This is a genomic window from Alteromonas macleodii ATCC 27126, assembly GCF_000172635.2.
GTDB lineage: Bacteria > Pseudomonadota > Gammaproteobacteria > Enterobacterales > Alteromonadaceae > Alteromonas > Alteromonas macleodii.
Window position 1 is genome coordinate 4,559,611 of record NC_018632.1, and the last position, 18,663, is coordinate 4,578,273.

15 protein-coding genes and 1 pseudogene are annotated in these 18,663 nt (G+C 45.3%); 9 read left to right on the forward strand and 7 right to left on the reverse strand.

Annotation, left to right across the window (positions count from 1 at the left end; all coding sequences use genetic code 11):
* Positions 1 to 86: 86 nt before the first annotated feature.
* Positions 87 to 2,078, reverse strand: coding sequence for an alpha/beta hydrolase family protein (locus MASE_RS19375; protein ID WP_014951398.1), 1,992 nt, complete (start codon positions 2,076 to 2,078; stop codon positions 87 to 89).
* Positions 2,079 to 2,268: 190 nt separating this feature from the next.
* On the opposite strand from MASE_RS19375, the gene MASE_RS20095 reads away from it, so the two are divergent.
* Together MASE_RS20095 and MASE_RS19380 are read left to right on the forward strand one after the other, a co-directional pair.
* A complete protein-coding gene (locus tag MASE_RS20095) occupies positions 2,269 to 2,433 on the forward strand; it encodes an exonuclease SbcC (protein ID WP_014951399.1) in 165 nt (54 codons plus the stop codon).
* 125 nt (positions 2,434 to 2,558) lie between these two features.
* Positions 2,559 to 3,980, forward strand: coding sequence for a S41 family peptidase (locus tag MASE_RS19380; RefSeq protein ID WP_014948426.1), 1,422 nt, complete (start codon positions 2,559 to 2,561; stop codon positions 3,978 to 3,980).
* A gap of 33 nt (positions 3,981 to 4,013) precedes the next feature.
* Here the strand turns inward: MASE_RS19380 and MASE_RS19385 are convergent, their stop codons facing one another.
* From MASE_RS19385 to MASE_RS19395, 3 genes are read right to left on the reverse strand one after another with little or no spacing between them, the layout of a single operon-like run.
* The gene (locus tag MASE_RS19385) at positions 4,014 to 4,412 is read right to left on the reverse strand and encodes a GtrA family protein (RefSeq protein ID WP_014948427.1); all 399 of its coding nucleotides are present in this window, start codon (positions 4,410 to 4,412) and stop codon (positions 4,014 to 4,016) included.
* A complete protein-coding gene (locus tag MASE_RS19390) occupies positions 4,409 to 5,830 on the reverse strand; it encodes an ArnT family glycosyltransferase (protein ID WP_041693375.1) in 1,422 nt (473 codons plus the stop codon). The genes MASE_RS19385 and MASE_RS19390 overlap by 4 nt, the downstream gene beginning before the upstream one ends.
* Positions 5,827 to 6,831: a glycosyltransferase family 2 protein gene (locus tag MASE_RS19395; protein WP_014948429.1), complete on the reverse strand. Its 1,005-nt coding sequence runs from the start codon at positions 6,829 to 6,831 to the stop codon at positions 5,827 to 5,829. Before MASE_RS19395 ends, MASE_RS19390 begins: the two co-directional genes overlap by 4 nt.
* 149 nt (positions 6,832 to 6,980) lie before the next feature.
* On the opposite strand from MASE_RS19395, the gene MASE_RS19400 reads away from it, so the two are divergent.
* From MASE_RS19400 to sstT, 3 genes are all read left to right on the forward strand, one after another.
* A complete protein-coding gene (locus MASE_RS19400) occupies positions 6,981 to 7,655 on the forward strand; it encodes a response regulator transcription factor (RefSeq protein WP_014948430.1) in 675 nt (224 codons plus the stop codon).
* 1 nt (position 7,656) lies between these two features.
* Positions 7,657 to 8,919 (forward strand): sensor histidine kinase, encoded by a 1,263-nt coding sequence (locus MASE_RS19405; protein ID WP_014948431.1) that lies wholly within the window; start codon positions 7,657 to 7,659, stop codon positions 8,917 to 8,919.
* Between the two features lie 141 nt (positions 8,920 to 9,060).
* The gene (sstT, locus tag MASE_RS19410; RefSeq protein ID WP_014948432.1) at positions 9,061 to 10,281 is read left to right on the forward strand and encodes a serine/threonine transporter SstT; all 1,221 of its coding nucleotides are present in this window, start codon (positions 9,061 to 9,063) and stop codon (positions 10,279 to 10,281) included.
* A 35-nt stretch (positions 10,282 to 10,316) separates the two neighbouring features.
* On the opposite strand, the gene hutG is transcribed toward sstT, so the two are convergent.
* Together hutG and hutI are read right to left on the reverse strand one after the other, a co-directional pair.
* The gene (gene hutG, locus MASE_RS19415) at positions 10,317 to 11,285 is read right to left on the reverse strand and encodes a formimidoylglutamase (RefSeq protein WP_014948433.1); all 969 of its coding nucleotides are present in this window, start codon (positions 11,283 to 11,285) and stop codon (positions 10,317 to 10,319) included.
* On the reverse strand, positions 11,278 to 12,537 hold the full coding sequence (gene hutI / locus MASE_RS19420; protein WP_041693681.1) for an imidazolonepropionase: 1,260 nt from the start codon (positions 12,535 to 12,537) through the stop codon (positions 11,278 to 11,280). The genes hutG and hutI overlap by 8 nt, the downstream gene beginning before the upstream one ends.
* Before the next feature lie 192 nt (positions 12,538 to 12,729).
* Between hutI and MASE_RS19425 the strand changes: the two genes are divergently transcribed.
* The 4 genes and pseudogenes from MASE_RS19425 to MASE_RS19440 all read left to right on the forward strand — a co-directional run bounded on the left by MASE_RS19425 (position 12,730) and on the right by MASE_RS19440 (position 17,594).
* Positions 12,730 to 13,554 carry a UTRA domain-containing protein gene (locus tag MASE_RS19425; RefSeq protein WP_080589195.1) on the forward strand — a complete coding sequence of 275 codons (825 nt, stop codon included), beginning with the start codon at positions 12,730 to 12,732 and terminating at the stop codon, positions 13,552 to 13,554.
* Positions 13,555 to 13,659: 105 nt separating this feature from the next.
* Positions 13,660 to 15,397, forward strand: a pseudogene (hutU, locus tag MASE_RS19430) (urocanate hydratase).
* 2 nt (positions 15,398 to 15,399) lie between these two features.
* Positions 15,400 to 16,983, forward strand: coding sequence for a histidine ammonia-lyase (hutH, locus tag MASE_RS19435; protein WP_014948437.1), 1,584 nt, complete (start codon positions 15,400 to 15,402; stop codon positions 16,981 to 16,983).
* 68 nt (positions 16,984 to 17,051) lie between these two features.
* Complete coding sequence (locus tag MASE_RS19440) at positions 17,052 to 17,594, forward strand: CreA family protein (RefSeq protein WP_014948438.1); 543 nt, start codon at positions 17,052 to 17,054, stop codon at positions 17,592 to 17,594.
* 78 nt (positions 17,595 to 17,672) lie between these two features.
* Here MASE_RS19440 and MASE_RS19445 read toward each other — a convergent pair whose 3' ends face one another.
* Positions 17,673 to 18,470 carry a MipA/OmpV family protein gene (locus MASE_RS19445; RefSeq protein WP_014951400.1) on the reverse strand — a complete coding sequence of 266 codons (798 nt, stop codon included), beginning with the start codon at positions 18,468 to 18,470 and terminating at the stop codon, positions 17,673 to 17,675.
* Positions 18,471 to 18,663: the final 193 nt, after the last annotated feature.

The window sequence follows — 18,663 nt, forward strand, 5'->3', positions numbered from 1 at the left end:
CGCCTTGTTGAGTATACCTGAAACTTGGTTAAAAAGCCGCCAGCCAAGCAAAATCTTGTCGTAAATACTGGTGCATTTAACGGGTGTTACTCGGAAGCTGAAACGTTTGCCGTTGCAGCACTCGCTTTACTCGCTGGCCTAAGGTGTTGGTCTAAAAATGCATCCATTTCCTTAAAGAAAATATGTCGATTTCGCTGAATAGACAAATTGTGGTCGCCACTTTCAAGCTCTACATATTTGTAGACCTTGTCGTAATCATCTAACTCGTCAGCCATGTAGCGACTATGAAGTGGAGGGACAACTCTATCTTCATCTCCATGTACCAGCAAAATTGGCGTCTTTATCCCTTTCGCATTGTAGTAAGGCGAGCGCGCTTCAAGGTCATCATAATCATCCCCAATTTGGTTTTTCACAAATTCGTTGTTCAGGAAACGGCGAGAATGAATAATGACGTGTTTAAGTGAACTTACGCCAGCAAAGCTCACCGCACACTTAAACAGATCCGGGGTTTTGACAGTTGCCATCAGGGCGGCGTAACCGCCATAGCTAGCGCCCACAATACACATGTTGTCTTGCTCAGCGTGCCCCTGCTCTACCATCCAGTTTGCCGCATCGGTGATATCATCTTGCATAGCCAAGCCCCAACCTTTCATTTGGCTTTGCGCAAAGCTGTACCCATACCCTCTAGAACCTCTAAAGTTAGGCCTTAGTACTGCATAACCTTTCGACGTAAAATACGCTGTCCAATAGTCGAAACCACTGAAATCTCTTGCTCCGGGGCCGCCGTGGGGATGAATAATGGTAGGAAACGGGCCTTCGCCTTTTGGTAAAGTCAAATACGCTTCGATTTTGATGCCGTCTCTGGCTTCATATTCAATTAACGTATGCTCAGATAATTTTGCCGGATCTATTTGAGCATACTGCTCAAAAAGCATCACTAACGTGCCTTCTTTACGGTCACCCAACAAATAAACTCCTGGTAAGGTGTCTGACTCTGAATAAACAACATATGTTTGTTCGTCGTCGCTAAAGCTGACTAAGGTATTGTCGTAATCAGGAAGACCAGCATCGATACCATTTTGAAGAGCGACGTAACGTTCATCCCAATAATGTCGACCGTCATGGCGTACTCCTATTGCATCTCGGGTAACCGGTGAATAGATAAGGCTACCATTAACATCGTACCCTTCATCAGCATACACCTCTGTTCGCTCATTAGTAGTAAGGTTCAAGGTGTACAATGCACGGAAGTCTCCTTTATAACCTTTGAAATAAAGAATATTTGGGTCTTTTGCAAAGCCAACTGGGTATTCACCCTTGTCAGACATAGCGTTGTAAGCAAATAAGGTGCGCCAATCGTCTCCTTCTTTTAGAAAGACTTCTCGCTCCCCTGTATCGTAATCAAGCGAAACACCTATACGAACGTTATTTTGTTGGTCCGTCATCCAATCTCTAATGCGTTTTTTCCCGCGAATAATGCGACTTACGCCACCATCATTAACATTGATTTTGTAAACCGACGGCAGCCCCAACACCTCAGCGTCTAAGGCAATTAGAATATGTTCTGGATCGTCAGGCAGCCAGTCGATAACGTCATCGTGAAATTGAGGAATGTGGTTCGGGTTACCTGCTCGACGCTTTATTCTCTCCCATTCAACCAAGTTGAATGCACCGCCTTCACCGTCAAACTTAATGCTTAACAACCGTGTGTCGTGAACTTTCGTGGTGCCACGGCGGGTTTCGTAACGAGCGCTAACCACCAGCCGTTCATTGTTCACCCAGTTGTACCAGTTTATTTTTACGCGTTCATTGTCCGATCGCAGTAGGTAGTGCTTTTCACCCTTTTTTAAGTCGTAAGTGGCAAGCATGGCAAACGCTTCTTCTTGCTCAACGTTTTGAACAAAAGCGATTTTTGAGCCATCGGGTGACAGCGACGGAGTCCAATACGTTGGCAAAGAACTGAATTTTTCGTACTCGGGTTCTGCCTTAGTTTGATCTGCGCCCAGTGTGGAGAAAGAGCAAACCAACAGTAGCAAAGTAACTAGTGTCGTAGGTAAGAGAGCCTTATTAGAAGACATAACATTCCCTTGTTGTTTTTTATTGTTAGTGGAACTTAGCTTAGGCAAAAAACTCGAAGTTAAGTTACACAGAGTATACTCACTCATGCCCAGATGTACAAAAACAAAGCAATGCTAGGCTCTATGTTCAGTGAGTGGATGTGCCGGATATGTTCTGAAGACGGGCATTCTAGTTAGGAAAATACGTTGAGTGCATGCTATACCAATCCGCATAGATCATTACCCACTCAGCGAGATGATTGGTGTGATAAGCCATATTGAAGCCATGAAAGAGCGTATTCCTACTCAGCTTAAAGTGATTAAACGCAACGGTGTAGGCTTAAGCGCACTAGAAAAACCTTATGCGGTGGGGTGAACTCACCGCTTTAGGAATTAGTAGTTAAAACGTTTGCTTACAAGTATGTGCTTGGTAAATGCTCGCAAGATCATGGTTTTATGATACTTTATCGTTATTAAAAGTAGATATGGACATCATATTTAGTGAAACGATTTGCGATATACCCTCTTTTTGCCTCTTTCTGTTCGTTTGGTAGTACCTTTCAGTGTGAAAGTGAGTTTGCATGGCTAAAAAGCACGTTTGAAAACAACGATGCCGGCTTTCAATATACCGCAGAGAAAAAAGGGCAGGACCTTTATTCGGCCCACAATAGTGCGATTTTGGCGCGAGTACAAAGCGCGAAAAGCGAAGCGCAATGCCACGCAGTGCTTAGCGACTGGCTTACATTTTTTCGCAAGGGGCACATTGGTCTTGCGCTAAATACGAATGGCTCAGAGGAAGCGGTACGCGAATCGGTAGTGCATGATTTCGACTTATCGGCATTTAAACAACATTTGAAAAGCCAACGTGACGAAACTCTTGAGGGGATTTGGCAATTCTCAAGCTATACGGTTGCCTTAAAAAAAGAGGGCAATGTCCATAAAGCTTATATCGTTGAAAGTACCAACCCTTCATGGAAGGCGGGACAAGTAAAGTTTATCCTTAACGACCCTGCAGACAGCAATACTGCAAAAGTGACGTTTTTTATGGGCGATCACTCCGCCCGACAAATCGATACCATTACGTACTTGGGTAACAATGAAGTGGTGTTAGGCAATAGCTTTATTGTTATGTCGCGTGAGGAACCGCGACAAGAATCATCCCCTGAAATAACACGCTATGTTCGCCTGCTTAGTACAAAAGCTCCGCTATTCGAGAAAGTTTCAGAGAACACTGTGTTAGTTCGCATACCGGCTTTCGATCATGCCTTCAAAAAAGACATCGACGCGGTTATCGCTAAGCACCTAGACACGATTTTAAAAACTGAAAACTTCATTATCGACATCCGAGGAAACGGTGGTGGTAGTGACGTAAGCTATGCGTCTTTACTCCCTATTTTATACACCAACCCTATTCGCACTGTAGGCATGGAATACTTATCTACCGAGCTTAACAACTCTAGAATGCTTGGCTTTTTGCAAAACCCTCATTTTAGTGAAGAAGAAAAGCTATGGGCAAAAGACGGGTATGACATTCTTAATCAACACATCGGCAGCTACATCAATATTGATGAAGACGTAACGGTGGAGACATTCGATAAAATTGAACCCTTGCCGAAGAGTATTGGCGTACTTGTTGATTCAAGTAATGGCAGCACCGCTGAGCAGTTCTTACTGGCGGCTAAACAAAGCAAAAAAGTAAAGTTGTTTGGGCAAACTACCGCAGGTGTACTCGATATTTCTAACATGTATCAAACTGATTCGCCGAGCGGTACTTTTACTTTGTATTACAGCCTGACTAAAAGTTTACGCATTCCGCATATGGCCATTGATGGGGTAGGCATTCAGCCAGACTATTATATTGATGGAGAACTTCCTCTTTACCAGTGGACGTCTTATACGCAAAAGATACTTGAAGGCATGTAATGGAAATGAACTCGAGAAGAGCAAGAACTCTCGTTACCTCGTAGTACTATTTCCATTAAATACCCAGTACTTGCACAGCGTATAGTTACAAGCTGCGCCAGCAATGATGCCAATTGATAAGGAGAGCAATGGCATGATTCCAGTTTGCCCAAGCTTCACATTCGCAATGGAGAAGCAGATAAAATTAGGCAGTGCAGAAACTGTGGCGACCGTCATAAATCGAAACCATTGTTGCAAAACAGGAGCGTCATCTCTCTGAAAAGTAATGTGTCGATTGCCAAGCCAAGTAGCCGTTGCCGCGCACAAAAAAGCAATTATGCGTGCTTGAATTAGGCTTAAATGTGATGCGTATACAAATATAGAAAATGTAGCAGCATCAACAGAAAAGCCTAATATTCCCACGCCGATAAATCGAAAGACCTCTTTCTTCATAGTTTAGTTTGGCATTCATAAAGAGAGCGCCCGCTATGTGCTTCAAAAACTAATTTGCAGTCAAAGAATGGTGAGTCGGTAATTTTGGGTAGCGATTCTTGGGTAACGATGAACTGAGCGCTTCTCAGCTCAGGAAGAGTCGCTTTCATATCAATTTCTTTAGCTTGCCCGTGGCTGTAAAACTGTCCTGAAAAAGGACGTTTTCCGATATAGTAGATGGGGAGGCTAGGGTTACTATGCGCAAGTAGCGCTTTATCGCTGCGTTTTTCACCCCAGTGTACGTGTATATAAATACTGGTAACAATAAGTAAAAGCGGCGCAATACTAGCAGCAACTGGGAACCATAAAGTTTGCCAAATGCGGTTCGCGAGAATCAATGAAAAAATAAGCCCGAGCGGGGGAATAGCTGGTAGCACATAGGCGGGCAGAATATTGCCTGCAAATGAAAAAAATACTAAAGGTGATGCCATCCAACAAGCTAAAAAACTAAATAGCTTTTTATTGTTAGAGATGATCTTTTTAACGTTACCAATTCGCGTGAAAATCACAAGCGGAAGAATGATTGACCAAGGTGCCGCCGCATAAACCCAAAAAAGCCAAATGGTACCTCTCGTTTCTGTGTGAGCAGTACCATATAAGTCGCCTTCCCATCCGGAAACGACAAAACGCTCAAAATGTTCTCCTACAAAAAAATAGTCGAGAAAACCCGGAGTAGCTTGCTCAGCAAGAACATACCACGGCAGTGCAATGGCCGTCATTAGTGCCAGCCCACGAATGATAGGAATGCGACGCCAAAAAGTCACAATGCCTGTACCAAGTCCATAGTTAATTACTAGCCAAGGGAAAATTGCTAACCCAACTAGTAATATAACAATTGGACCTTTTGCTAGGAGTCCTACGCCGAGTCCCGAAAATCCGACAAATGCCCAGCGTAATGTTGGAACGTCCTGATCATAACTTTCCCAGCATAGGTAAAAGCCCCACATTGCAATGGTAATACCTAGGGTCAATGCCATATCCGTCATTACCGCCCCGGCAGCAATCAAAAACATGCCCGATGACGCCACTACTATTGCTGCGACAACCCCACTGATACCCAGGCGTTTAGCGAAGCTGAACAAAATAAGAATTACAAATACACCTGCTAACCAATGAGGGAATCTGAGTGCAAACTCATTAATGCCAAACAGTGTCACCCCTGCAGCACTCATCCAAGTAAAGAGCGGAGGCTTGCCCCAAAACGGTACACCGTAGTCGAACTGTGGCGTTATCCAGTTGCCTGTTTCGAACATCAGCCTCGCCATTTCGCCATACCTTGCTTCGGTAGTATCCATAAGCGGGTAACTACTAAGTGATAGCAAACGAATTGATAGCACTGCAGTGAGAGTCCAAAATAGCGTTTTCCTACTTAGTGTCATGCGCGTTTCTCGCTAAGGGTTTGTTTATGAACAGCGCCTTTCTCAGAGTAAGACTGAATGAGGTAGAGTGGTCTTTGTTTCGTTTCGATGAAAATTCTTCCTATATACTCGCCTAGCAAACCTATTGTGATAAGTTGAATTCCGCCAAGAGCAAGTTGCACAACCATAAGTGATGGGTAGCCAGAAACCGGTTCACCAAATAGAAGAGTTTTAGACACTACAAAAAGTCCATATAGAAAGGCGCTGCTAGCGATAATTAAACCAAGCACAGTTGCAGCTCTGAGTGGACGGATACTAAATGATGTAATGCCGTCAATCGCCAGACCCACTAGTTTGAAGTAATTCCATTTAGACTCACCACAAAAACGTGGATCGCGAGTGAATGGAAGTGTTGCTTGCTTGAACCCTGGCCAAGAAAAAATTCCCTTCATATATCTGTTTCGCTCCGGCAACGCATTGATATGGTCGACGACTTCCCGGGCAATCAGCCTGAAATCTCCAACATTTTCAGGTATATCTGTTTGGGACATTATGTTTAGTAAACTGTAGAAGACTGCTGCAGACTTCTTTTTAAGCCAACTTTCTCCAAGTCGTTCAGAGCGCTGCATATTTACCACATCGAAACCCTCTCGCCACTTGGTTAACATAGCAGGAATGAGCTCCGGAGGATCTTGTAGGTCAGCATCAATTGCGATAACGGCAAGCCCCGAACTATGAGCGAGCCCCGCGCTTAAGGCGCTCTCTTTTCCAAAATTTCTGCTTAACGCAATACACTTTATTGAGGAGGTATGAGAAGAGAAGCTTTCAACTAACGATTGGCTGTTATCCGTGCTTCCATCATTGACATAAACAATTTCGCTAGTATCTGAAAGGGTATCCAATACTCGTGTTAACCGAGCATGAAACTCACAAAGCACACTTTCTTCATTAAAGTACGGAACGACTACACTCAATGTAGTAGGCGGGCTAATGCGACTTTGAACAGATGAGATTTTTCCCATAACACTTACCAAACCTCTAAAAATTTAAAACTACAGAAGCAAACTGCTGTCAGAGTTGAGGAGCTTAACAAGCTAGATGTGAAAAGATTGTTGTTCACATTTTTTTCACGCCAGTAAGCGGAAAATAAGAACGAGAAGAAGAGAGCTGAATGCAGAAAATTTTGTTGATAGAAGATAGTCGAGAAGTCGCAGGGATTTTATTTGAGTATTACGAAAGTAAAGGCGTTGAGCTAGATTATGCTGATAATGGCGAATTAGGCTTTGAGCTTGCAAAAGCTGAGAGTTTCGATTTGATTTTACTCGATTTAATGCTGCCGCGAATGGACGGGTTGACGCTATGCAATAAGCTTAGGGATGAAGGTATTACAACGCCCATACTGATGTTAACGGCGCTCGATAACAGGGAAGATATGTTAAATGGCTTTAAGCATGGTGCAGATGATTACTTAACAAAACCATTTGATTTTGACGTCCTTGACGCTCGTGCCAATGCATTGATTAAACGCTACAAGGGACAAGTAGCAACATCAATTTTGCAGTTTGGCACGCTTAAGATCATACAAAAATCTCGCAAAGCATATCGGGATGACAAGTTATTGGTGCTCAACCCTACCACCTACACTATTTTAGAATTACTGTGTCAAAAGGCACCAGAGATAGTGTCTCGTCAAGAAATAGCTGAGAAGCTATGGCAAGAACATGAACCGCAAAATGATGTGTTACGCAGCCACATCTATCAGCTACGTAACCAGCTTGACAAGCCGTTTCACTCACCAATGCTAATTACCGTTCCTAAAATAGGTTTCAGGCTGGAGGAAGTGTAAATTGTTCGGCATATTTTCAAACGCACGCACACTTACTGGTAAGTTGGCATTGTTTTTTACAGTGATGTCATGCGTCATCGGTGTTTTAACGTTTTTACTTTTTTATTATGCCCTTCAATGGTCAGAAGACAGAGTTGGTGAGCGACGCATTCTTATTGATCGCGACAGTGCCGTTGAGAGATTTACAAATGGAGAGCATGGCGTCATAAAGCTCGATACTCTGACGACGGCCTACAACGACGAAGCGCAAGTGCCAGAGCCATTCAAGTCTTTTTTAAAAAATAAAAATACTTATCTAGGCGAAGTGGACACATTAGATTCACCTTCAGGCCACATGGTATTTAAGGGCGTTTACACCCAAAATGGTCAGCAAAAGGATATTGTTGTTTTAAGTTTTGTGGATAAAGTTGAGTTCAGTCGTGAAGAGATGGCGTTTGTTGCTATCGTTGTTATCATTTTTATCGCACTGCTCATGTTTGTGTTCGGTGCTTTCCTGTTTAAAGTTTCCAAAAAACTGATTGAGCCAGTCAATGAGCTTGCTCATCAACTCAACGACTCTTCAGGTGATGCGACGCGTGCGTTTAAGATTGGCAAAGGCGCAGTGGGTGAGTTTCAATTACTAACTACCAGGCTCAATCAATATCGCAAAGAGTTACGCCTTGTTTTAAAGAGAGAGCAAGCGTTTGCCCGCTATGCTAGCCACGAACTTCGTACGCCTTTAACCATTGTTAAGGGCGCTAATAACCTATTGTCACGGAGTGAATTAACAGAGGGGCAAGAACGACAAGTAGCTCGCATTAATGATGCGGTATCAGAAATGATAAAAATGGTTGATGCGTTGCTTTCCATTGTAAGGTACGAGCGGAACTCGGGCGATATTGAGGTGCGAGATGTAGACAAAAGCGAAATAATCAGAATTGTCGAAGCTAATAATCTTCATGCCGTGGATAAGCAAATTCGAATCAATGTGGATTTCAGAAGCAGTCCCAAAATCAAAGCTTCGCAGGCAATATTAAGCATGGTAGTGGGAAATATACTGAGAAACGCTTGTGCTGCATCCCAGAAAGGGGAAGTTGACATTTTAGTTAACGACAATGCAATAGAAGTAATCGATGATGGAGCGGGCCTGTCCAATGAAAGCAGCAAAAGTGGCCATGGGCTAGGGTTACTGATTGTTGACGATTTATGTCGGCGCTATGGATGGCAATTTTCACTACAGCCCCATGAATCGAGAGGTTGCCGCGCAATCATAACCTTTACCTAACTTCCTTACAGCCACCCTAATACGTAAACCCTTATAAACGGCAAGCATACGGTTATTTGCGAGTAACTAAGACCAAACAGGTTCATTTGTGTAACGTTATCCTTTATGGTGCGTCGTCAAAATAATAATGGACCAACATTTATGGATTCAACGTCACGCCCCAGCCTGTTTCAGCGCTACATGAATGGCAGTTTGGTACTGCAAATTATCATTGGTATCGTATGCGGTATTGCGATAGCGAGTTTTTCACCTTCAGCTGCTCAATCAGCAGGGCTATTGGGTAACTTATTTGTAAAAGCCTTAAAAGCAATAGCTCCTTTATTGGTTTTTGTTTTGGTCATGGCATCCATTGCCAACCATAAGCAAAACGAGCAAACCTTTATCAAACCCGTGCTTGTGCTTTATTTGATGGGCACACTACTGGCCGCGCTCACCGCCGTGTTGGCAAGCTTTGCTTTTCCTACAAGCTTAAGCTTAGTGACTTCAGAAGTTAGCCAAGCTGCGCCGAAAGGTGTATCGGAAGTCCTTACTACTTTGCTTTATAACATGGTAGATAATCCGGTAAATGCATTAGTAAATGGAAATTACATTGGTATTCTCACGTGGGCTGTAGGTCTAGGTTTAGGTCTTCGTCATGCTAGCGAGGCAACGAAAGCGCTACTTCAAAATATGGCAGATAGCGTAACAACCGTGGTGGGTTTTGTTATTAAACTCGCGCCCTTCGGTATTTTCGGCTTGGTAGCTAATACCATTGCTACAACGGGCTTTGAAGCATTGCTTGGTTACTCTCATTTACTAACGGTACTGATTGGCGCGATGCTATTTATCGCACTTGTGACCAACCCCTTGTTAGTATTTCTGGCAACCAAAAAGAATCCTTATCCTTTGGTGTTCAAATGCCTGAAAGAAAGCGGTATTACAGCGTTTTTCACCCGTAGTTCGGCGGCGAATATTCCGGTAAACATGGCGCTGTGTAAACGCTTAAAGCTTGATGAAGACACCTATTCGGTATCTATTCCGTTAGGCGCCACGATTAATATGGCTGGGGCTGCAATCACAATAACCGTGTTGACGCTAGCTGCGGTTAATACCTTGGGAATCGCTGTAGATTTCCCTACTGCTGTATTGTTAAGCGTTATCGCTGCGGTATCGGCATGTGGAAGTTCAGGTGTTGCAGGTGGTTCGCTACTGCTTATTCCGCTTGCCTGTAGCCTGTTTAATATACCCAATGAAGTGGCTATGCAGGTGGTTGCGGTGGGCTTTATTGTTGGCGTACTGCAAGATTCTGCTGAAACAGCATTAAATAGCTCCACCGATGTCTTGTTTACCGCCGCTGCGTGTGAAAGGGCAGGCGGCCAGTAAACATAAAAGCGTCAAACATAACAGCGTTAAACAGTTTAGGTGTGCGAACTTACTGCATCTACTGCTTCAAAAATTAGCCGTGCAGCCAGCTTTGCTGTGCGGCTATCAATATCATAATTGGGGTTCATTTCCGCAACGTCACACAGTTTCCATTGATATCCGTAAGTACTTTGGTGCTGTGCTAAAAAGTGTAGCGTGTTGATAACAAGTGTGGGGGATATTCCCAATGCACTGGGCGCGCTAACGCCAGGTGCTTGTGCTGCTGGAAATGCATCTAAACATACAGTGACGTAAAGCTCATCGATGTCTTTTAGCATCGGAGATAGTAGCTCATCTATTCGCTGCATACACAGTGATTCATCATTTAACGCCACATCGGTTAAATAGCGCGTGTTGGAAGTATTGGCAAAGTTAAACAGCGCTGGTGTATTGGCTGCTTTCGATACGCCCAAACAAGCGTAATGAAACGGTGTGTCGTGTAGCTGGCAGTGATCATACACTTGCCTGAACGGCGTACCTGAACTGGTGTTTGGTGAAGGCTTTCTTAAATCAAAATGGGCGTCGAAATTAATAATTCCAATGCGGGCGCTTTCGGGCTTAGCATTGAAAACCCCTTGATAGCTACCCCATGCAATTTCATGTCCCCCTCCCAGACCGATGACCAAACCATCATTTTGCTTGAGCGCATAGCAAATGGCGTCAGCATATTGGGTTTGTGCCTGGGCTAAGTTCTCTTTAGCGGTAACATTCCCTAAATCAGCCAATGCTGCGCTTGGCCAGTGCCAGGGTAAGTTTGCCAGTGCCTGGCGAATAGCGTTTGGACCAGCAGCTGCACCTACGCGGCCTTTGTTAAATGCCACACCTAAATCACTCTCAAAACCAACAAGGGTAACGGCGTTGGCTAATGAATTATCTTCGCCGACTTCAAGTTCGTTAACTTTTTGATGCCAACGTAGGCCCTCAATGCCGTCTTCACTGTCTATTCTGCCTTGCCACTTAAACATGTTTACCTTCCTTAAACACCGCAACGGGGCGGTGGCCATTAATACAATAGGCGAGCTCTGCCGGCGTTTCGATATCCCAAAGTGTTAAGTCAGCAAGCTTACCTGCTTCAATAACACCTCGGTCGTGCAGCCCAAGTGCGCTAGCCGCGTGTGCAGTGGCGCCGCGTAGCGCTTCTTCTGGCGTAAGTTGAAACAGCACACACCCCATATTTATCGCGGTAAGGATTGAGGCTAACGGCGAACTACCTGGATTAAAGTCAGTGGCTAAGGCCATGGGCACATTGTGCGCCCTTAGGGCGTCTACCGGCGGCTTTTGAACTTCACTTAAGTAATAAAAAGCGCCTGGTAAAAGTACGGCAACGGTGCCACTTTGGGCAAGTAAGGGAATATCGCTGTCAGCTAAATATTCAATGTGATCTACCGATAGTGCGCCGTACTTAGCTGCTAGCACTGCGCCTTTGCTGTCGCTAAGCTGTTCTACATGAGCTTTAATGGGTAAACCGTGCTGCTGTGCGCAGCTAAACACTCGTTCTGTTTGTGAAGTTGAAAATCCAATAGTTTCACAAAATACATCAACGGCGTCAGCTAAGTTTTGCGAAGCAATGTGAGGAAGTGCCTCGTTGCAAATGAAATCGATATATCCTTCTGAGTCGTCAGCAAATTCATTGGGCAGGGCGTGAGCGCCTAAATAGGTAGTTTTAATACTCACAGGAAGATGCTGCTCAAGGGATTTAGCCACGCGTAACATACGCACTTCAGTGTCTAAATCCAGCCCGTAACCTGATTTGACTTCAATGGTGGTAACACCTTCTTCGCACAGTCGCTTTGCGCGTTTTATCGCAGTGTGAAGCAGAGTGTTTTCGTCAGAGCGTCGAGTTTTTTCAACCGTCCCTTTAATGCCACCGCCGCGCTGCGCAATGTCTACATAACTTGCGCCCTGCAATCGCATTTCGAATTCTTCGGCGCGATTGCCGCCATACACTAGATGCGTATGACAATCGATGAAGCCAGGCAATAGCCACGGGTGTTTGGGCGTCGAACCTTCATTTTGGGGAATTAGGGTAGTGGCATCTATTACGCTTTTGGCCTGCTCAAACACGTCGTCTAGTGAGTCATCGCAAGGAAGTAACGCAGCAATTTTGCCGTCTTTTATGGCAATGGCGTGTGGCGGTAATTCGCCATAGGGCAACTTGTTGTCTTGCATAGACGCAATGCGAACATTGTAAATAAGCGTGTCGTACTGATAACCCATATCGTGCTCCACTCTAAGCCACCTCTTGTCTGGTTTTTTCGTTTAATTGGTCGTCTAGCTCTTTTTCTGGCTTTGTCCAGAATCTTTACTGAAACGCAGTGTAAATTTTGAGTTCAGTGTACTTGTGCATACTTGTATATACAAGTATGCTGTTATCATATTATTAACAATTTAGTTGTGAATGGCCACGATATGCAACCTCGGTACAGAGTAATTAAGACAGCAATTTTGGATGCCATCGAAAGTGGTGAGATGAAGCCGGGTAGCCAAGTGCCTTCAGAAAACCAACTTGCCCAGCAGCACGGTGTAAGCCGAATGACTGCTAGAAGAGCGTTAAGTGAAATGGTGGACGAGGGCATTTTAATGCGCAGCCAGGGGATAGGCACCTTTGTGTCAGATAGTCGCCCTATGAGCTCAATGCTTGAGATTAAAAGTATTCGCGATGAAATAGAGCAGCGGGGGCATAGATACACCAACGAAATATTGGTGTTGGAAACCTCGCCAGCCAGTGATGCTATTGCTCAGCGACTGGGAATCGATGTGGGAGAGCCAGTATTCCATAGCATTATCGTACACTGCGAGAACAATCTACCCGTGCAGTATGAAGACAGGTGGGTTAACCCAGCGTGGATTAACGACTATTTAGATAAAGATTTTAAAGCTCAAACTGCAAACTTTTATTTGAATCAGGTCGCGCCCCTTTCACAAGCCGATCACAGCGTAGAAGCTGTGGTTGTTGAAAAAGATATTGCACAAGCACTATTGATTAAGCCTAAAGAGCCGTGCCTGAAAATTACGCGACGAACCTTCTCTCGAGTGCCCAGCGCAATAACCAGCGATGAGAGCAATATTGGCGAGTCGTCAACGGCAAATGCTCAGATAAAGAACGGTTTAAGGGCTACGTCAGATTCACCCTTAAATAATAGCTCCAAAGCGAGTTCAAGCGCAGTGGTTAGCCACGCGGTGCTGTATCACCCAGGTAGTCGATACCGCTTGGGAGGACACTTGGAGTTCTAAGTGTCATTGCGCCAAAGGCGCTAGCAACTCATTACTTTCTAAAAAGATGACACTTCCTAATAAAAAACAAATCGGCAAACGTAAGAATATGCCTAGGAGAAGTTTATGAAACGCCTCGACCCTACAAGAGAAATACGTGCCCCAAGAGGCAGTACGTTAAATGCGAAGAGCTGGCAAACTGAAGCGCCGCTTCGCATGTTAATGAATAACCTGGATCCAGACGTTGCGGAGCATCCGCAAAATTTGGTGGTTTACGGCGGTATTGGGCGTGCGGCCCGTGACTGGGCGTCTTACGACAAAATTGTAGAAGTACTCAAGCGTTTAAATACTGATGAGACGTTGCTGGTTCAATCAGGCAAACCTGTTGGGGTATTTCCCACTCACGAAAATGCACCTCGTGTGTTAATTGCTAACTCTAACCTTGTACCGCATTGGGCAAACTGGGAGCACTTTAACGCTCTGGATAAAGAAGGTTTGATGATGTACGGGCAAATGACCGCAGGGTCATGGATATACATAGGCTCGCAAGGCATTGTCCAGGGTACTTATGAAACGTTTGTGAGCGTGGCCAAAACGCATTTTGAAGGAAGCGCTGAAGGACGCTGGATTTTGACTGGTGGCTTGGGCGGTATGGGCGGAGCACAGCCTTTAGCTGCAACCATGGCTGGCTTTTCAATGGTAGCTGTGGAGGTGGATGAAACTCGCATAGATTTCAGAATTCGCACGGGCTATTTGGACAAAAAAGCGCATTCGTTAGATGAAGCCATGCAACTCCTAGAAGAAGCCAAAGAAGCTGGGAAGCCTGTATCAATTGGCCTATTAGGCAATGCCGCTGAAGTCTTTCCCGATATGCTAGCTAAAGGGATTGTTCCCGACGTTGTGACCGACCAAACCAGTGCGCACGATCCGTTGAATGGCTATCTACCAGTGGGGTGGACGCTAGATCAAGCTGAGGCGCAGCGTAAAAAGACGAAGCGGGTGTTGTGAAAGTGCTAAACAGTCGATGGCGCTGCAAGTTAAAGCAATGCTTGGTTTCCAACAAGCTGGCGCTGCTACTCTTGATTATGGCAACAACATTAGACAAATGGCGCTAGAAGAGGGTATTGAGCATGCGTTCGATTTCCCAGGTTTCGTTCCTGCTTATATTCGACCGCTTTTTTGTCAGGGCATAGGGCCTTTCAGATGGGCTGCGCTGTCAGGCGATCCGGAAGATATCTATAAAACGGACGCGAAAGTTAAAGAGCTTATACCCGGCAACCCCCATCTACATAACTGGCTAGATATGGCCAAAGAACGCATTCAATTCCAAGGCCTGCCCGCGCGTATTTGCTGGGTGGGGCTGGGTGAAAGACAAAAGCTGGGGCTTGCCTTTAATGAAATGGTTCGCAGTGGCGAGCTAAGCGCGCCAGTTGTGATTGGACGGGATCATCTCGACTCTGGTTCGGTAGCTTCACCCAATAGAGAAACCGAGGCCATGCTCGATGGTTCAGATGCCGTTTCGGACTGGCCGCTGCTGAACGCCCTGCTAAATACAGCGGGTGGTGCAACCTGGGTAAGCCTTCATCATGGTGGCGGTGTAGGAATGGGTTTTAGCCAACACTCGGGTGTAGTGATTGTTTGTGACGGTTCGGACGAAGCGGCTGAGCGTATTGCTCGGGTTCTTCATAACGACCCTGCCACGGGCGTAATGCGTCATGCAGATGCAGGCTACGACATTGCAAAAGACTGTGCTGCCAAGCACAACTTGGATCTTCCCATGATCAATAACGCGGCTAATAATCAAAGCCCTGATGGAACAAGCACACATTCAAGCGCGAACAAAAGCTTTGGTGGGGAGAAATAGTCATGTCGCATTCGTCTTTTATTACTGAAAACGGTGGTGTTAAGCAGCTTAATCTTGTGCCAGGTACATTGACGTTAGATCAGTTACGGGAAGTACATCGAAGCCACGTTCATTTATCGTTAGATGAAAGCGCAGTACCCGCTATAAACGCCGCCGAGCAAGTAGTGCTTAATGTCATTAAAGAAAACCGGACTGTCTATGGCATCAATACCGGCTTTGGTTTGTTGGCTAATACTCGTATTAATGTTGATGAGTTAGAGCTATTACAGCGCAGTATTGTGTTATCGCACGCGGCCGGTACGGGCGACTTTATGCAAGAAGATACTGTGCGCCTGCTCATGCTGTTAAAAATTAACTCCTTGGCCCGTGGTTATTCTGGCATTCGCCTCAGCGTAATAGAAGCGCTCATTACCTTGTTTAATGCACAGGTTTATCCCGCCATTCCTGAAAAAGGCTCGGTAGGCGCCAGCGGCGACTTAGCGCCTTTAGCACACATGAGTGTGGTGCTGTTAGGGGAAGGGGAAGCTTTTTATAAAGGAGAGAGAATTAGTGCAGCCCAAGCCCTTGAAATAGCCGGCATGCAGCCAATTGCGCTGGCACCCAAAGAAGGCTTAGCACTGTTAAACGGCACACAAGCCTCGACAGCGTTTGCACTTCAGGGGCTGTTTTATACTGAAAATGCGCTTCATAGTGCTATTGGTATTGGTGCGCTTACTGTTGAGGCCGCGTTAGGTTCCCGCGTGCCGTTCGACGCGCGGATCCACGAAGTGCGTGGCCACAAAAGCCAGAGCGATGTGGCGACTGCGTTTAGAATATTGCTAGACACCTCAGAGATTGGCCATTCACATCAACGGTGTGAAAAAGTGCAAGACCCATACTCTCTGCGTTGCCAGCCACAGGTGATGGGAGCGTGTTTACAGCAAATGCGCTATGCCCAAGAGATTTTGGTGGTTGAAGCTAATGGAGTAAGTGACAACCCGTTGGTTTTTGTTGAAAATAATGATGACGCTGATACGCCAACTGGCGATATTCTATCTGGCGGAAACTTTCATGCGGAAACCGTGGCAATGGCGGCAGATATGCTGGCTATTGCACTATCTGAAATTGGCGCACTGTCGGAGCGCAGAATGTCGTTAATGATTGATACGCATTTAAGTGGTTTGCCACCGTTCCTGGTTGAAAATGGTGGGGTAAACTCGGGCTTCATGATTGCGCAGGTTACCTGTGCGGCGCTTGCTAGTGAAAACAAAACCCTGGCGCACCCCGCATCTATCGATTCGTTGCCTACGTCTGCGAACCAAGAAGACCACGTGTCTATGGCTACCTTCGCCGCGAGGCGTTTACGAGATATTTTCGATAACGTGGCAGGTATATTGGCCATTGAGTGGTTAGCGGCCTGCCAAGGGTTAGATTTCAGGAAGCCGTTTAAAACCAGCGAAAAGCTCCAAGTGTTGATGCAGCTACTAAGAGACCAAGTGCCGTTTTACGACAAAGACCGCTATTTTGCGCCAGACATTGAAAAGGCCAAGCAACTTATTAAGCAGCACGACCTTATGGATAAGACACAGTTAAACCTGTTAGTCTAAAATGATCACAGGCTCGGTATTTCGAGTAAACAAATAAAGATCATAAATAGAGTAGAGGTGGGAATGATATGAAAACAAATGGACGTTGGTTAAGTTCATACGAGGCTCGTACTTCTATGAAAGGCACTTTTAAGAGCGGCTCTTTTGTGAAAAGCACTGTGCTGGGGTTACTCGCCGCATCGGTGTTTACGTTGGCAGGCTGTAGCGACAGCGAAGTGGGCGATGTGTCTCTTGGTCTTTTTACCACAAAAGACATTAAAATTGATGCGCTTCAAGACCCCATAGTGACAGGTGTAACCTGCCATATTTCAAGTATTGAAGCGAACCTTGATTTGTCGGATCCATCAGACAGTTCAATCGCGTGCAGACAAACCGGCCCTATTACGGCTGAGATGTTAAACGCCATTGATAAGTCAGATTCAGGTGAAGTAATTTTTAAAAAATCTAAGAGCGTGTTTTTCAAAAACATGAAGCTTCGAAGAATTTACGATGCCGACTCAAAAACGCTGATTTACTTGTCTTACAGCACCAAAGAGACATCTGGCAGCTATAAACATAGTTTGTCTACGGTACCACTGTGGGAAACGCTAGCGTTTAAAAAGCCCGCGTAGCGAAACGCATCAACTCAATATTAAAAAGCCCTCTTACATGAGGGCTTTTTTGATGCTAGAACCTTGTCTTTAAGCCATCTACGCGGTTGTAGAGTAGGCTATTAGCAATAGTCTAGAAAAGCGTGTATAAACCAGCATGGCGTTAAGCGCGGTATCATCGTCTGTCAGCGGGCTATCGCTGATGCTATCGTCAAAGAAGGTGGCGCCAACTTCTAAACGAGTCATGCCGCCCAGAAACTGTCGGGTTGAGATGGCAACGCGTACTTCCGTATTGAGCGCGCTATCGCCGTTATATGCACTTCGAAATGCTGTGGCTTCTTCAGGGCGTACGCCGTAGTAATAGTCGACGTAATTGCTGTCTTGGTAGTTTACGCCTATAGACGGCTCGATCATGAAGTTATTTATTCTAAACCTTTTCCCGATACGGGCGGACGCTTGGTAGCCATCAAACTTACCAAGAATATCGGCATTGGTTGACAATGAATAAACCCAGCTACCCGTGTTGTAGTTAAGCCCAACTCCGGCCGCGTAGCTAAAATCTCTGTCGTCCATACCTGTAAATACGGCACTGTCATCTTCTTCATAACCTGCAAATATCGGGACAAGCTGAGCGTCAAGAGTAAAGCCACTTTCGCGAAAAAGTTCATAGCCAATAAATGGTCCGTAAACGCGTAACTTTTCACCGGTGTAGCCGATAATAGGAATAGGAACAACGCGATTATCAAAGTCGGTATATACATCTTGCGATGCTGCGACGCCAAAACCCCACATCCAACCCTGAGGCTGTTGAGCGCCAGCTTGTTGTGCAAAAGCAGGAGTAGAACTAACACCTACACAAGCTAGAGTTATTGCGCCAATAACGGTTTTTAAATTCATAGGTAAATTTCCTTTTTAATCAAGATACTGCTCTGCTGTGTTCTTCGATCATATTCGCTTGTGCCTATTGAGCTAAGCTGTACGTTTTTACAGCGGCTTCTGAGTGGGCAATTATCTATGCGGATTGGTATAAGGGTCTTCAGGTAACGTGAAAGGCTGCTTTACTGGCAAGAAAGCAAGTTATTCTGTGAAA

What these genes read in the sequence shown, in the direction of transcription:
- MASE_RS19375 (WP_014951398.1), bottom strand. Translation starts at nt 2,078, where the DNA reads ATGTCTTCTAATAAGGCTCTCTTACCTACGACACTAGTTACTTTGCTA.
- MASE_RS19385 (WP_014948427.1), bottom strand. Translation starts at nt 4,412, where the DNA reads ATGAAGAAAGAGGTCTTTCGATTTATCGGCGTGGGAATATTAGGCTTT.
- MASE_RS19390 (WP_041693375.1), bottom strand. Translation starts at nt 5,830, where the DNA reads ATGACACTAAGTAGGAAAACGCTATTTTGGACTCTCACTGCAGTGCTA.
- MASE_RS19395 (WP_014948429.1), bottom strand. Translation starts at nt 6,831, where the DNA reads ATGGGAAAAATCTCATCTGTTCAAAGTCGCATTAGCCCGCCTACTACA.
- MASE_RS19400 (WP_014948430.1), top strand. Translation starts at nt 6,981, where the DNA reads ATGCAGAAAATTTTGTTGATAGAAGATAGTCGAGAAGTCGCAGGGATT.
- sstT (WP_014948432.1), top strand. Translation starts at nt 9,061, where the DNA reads ATGGATTCAACGTCACGCCCCAGCCTGTTTCAGCGCTACATGAATGGC.
- hutG (WP_014948433.1), bottom strand. Translation starts at nt 11,285, where the DNA reads ATGTTTAAGTGGCAAGGCAGAATAGACAGTGAAGACGGCATTGAGGGC.
- hutI (WP_041693681.1), bottom strand. Translation starts at nt 12,537, where the DNA reads ATGGGTTATCAGTACGACACGCTTATTTACAATGTTCGCATTGCGTCT.
- MASE_RS19425 (WP_080589195.1), top strand. Translation starts at nt 12,730, where the DNA reads ATGCAACCTCGGTACAGAGTAATTAAGACAGCAATTTTGGATGCCATC.
- hutH (WP_014948437.1), top strand. Translation starts at nt 15,400, where the DNA reads ATGTCGCATTCGTCTTTTATTACTGAAAACGGTGGTGTTAAGCAGCTT.
- MASE_RS19440 (WP_014948438.1), top strand. Translation starts at nt 17,052, where the DNA reads ATGAAAACAAATGGACGTTGGTTAAGTTCATACGAGGCTCGTACTTCT.
- MASE_RS19445 (WP_014951400.1), bottom strand. Translation starts at nt 18,470, where the DNA reads ATGAATTTAAAAACCGTTATTGGCGCAATAACTCTAGCTTGTGTAGGT.